Annotated in this window: 2 protein-coding genes; one reads left to right on the top strand and one right to left on the bottom strand. The window is 57.9% G+C overall.

Translation table 11 applies throughout. The annotated features are described in order from the left end of the window. Window positions 1-10: 10 nt before the first annotated feature. Complete coding sequence (locus CW742_RS15010; RefSeq protein WP_292421797.1) at window positions 11-406, bottom strand: MFS transporter; 396 nt, start codon at window positions 404-406, stop codon at window positions 11-13. 157 nt (window positions 407-563) lie between these two features. On the opposite strand from CW742_RS15010, the gene CW742_RS15005 reads away from it, so the two are divergent. Further along, the coding region (locus tag CW742_RS15005; protein ID WP_292421794.1) for a PAS domain S-box protein at window positions 564-1,048 on the top strand (485 nt) is incomplete at its 3' end.

Raw genomic sequence — 1,048 nt, 5'->3', positions numbered from 1 at the left:
GGATCAGCCATCATCGCTGCCCGGGCGGGAAGACTGCGGCCACAATAGCGACCGAGGTCGCAAAGACCATCGCCCCGCCGAGTGCCTGGACCGCCCGGGCAGCGATGATGGCTGATCCCGACCAGGAGACTGCAGCAAGGAGTGAACCGGCCGCAAAGAGCAGGTTTCCGAGAATGAAGAACCGCTTGCGCCCGTACAGGTCGGCAAGTTTCCCGAACGGAACGATGCAGATCGCTGCGGTGAGGAGGTACGCGGACGTGACCCAGCCCAGCGTCACGGCATCGAGCCCGAACTGCTCGCCGATTGCCGGGAGGGCAACCGTGAGGGATGAGACGGTATAGGGCACAAGGAACGAAGCGAGGCATGAGACAAGAAGGATCACCCGCTTCTCACCCGGACCTGACATGGGAAGAGCTGTTTGCGGGAGGAGCTGATTAGGGTGATGGCGTTCCCGCCAGTCCAAACCTTAAAGAGCACTTAATCTATTCTGTAACTTGTATATGATCCTGGATGATGAAAAAATCGGAAGGATCAGAAAAGCGCTGAAATTCCGGCCAAGGGGCATGAGCATCACCGAGATCTCCCGGCAGCTGCGGATGAACCGGAATTCGGTGGCAAAATATCTCGAGATCCTCCTGATCTCCGGGCATGTCGAGGCAAAGCAGTTCGGGACGTCCAAAGTCTATACCCTGTCCCAGCGGGTCCCGGTCACCGCAATGATGGATTTCTCTTCTGACATGATCCTGCTCCTTGACGATGAGCACCGGATCGTGCAGACAAATGACCGGTTCCTCCGGTTCACCGGGCTCTCGCGGGAATCGGTCATCGGGCAACGGGCGGATGAGATGGAAACTTCACTTTTACGGGGCCTCCCCCTGGAGCGTATTGCCTCGGCAGGAACCGAAGGCGCAACGGAGACCATCGAAACCGCGGTCATGGGTAGCGGGGGTGAAGCAGTCTTTTCCACCAAAATAATCTCCGCCATCTTTGATGACGGGACGCCGGGCTTCACCATACTCATCGAAGACATCACCGGAAGAAAACAGGC

The organism is Methanoregula sp., assembly GCF_002835825.1.
Classification (GTDB): Archaea; Halobacteriota; Methanomicrobia; order Methanomicrobiales; family Methanospirillaceae; genus Methanoregula.
This window is presented reverse-complemented; position numbering and strand designations above follow the sequence as displayed.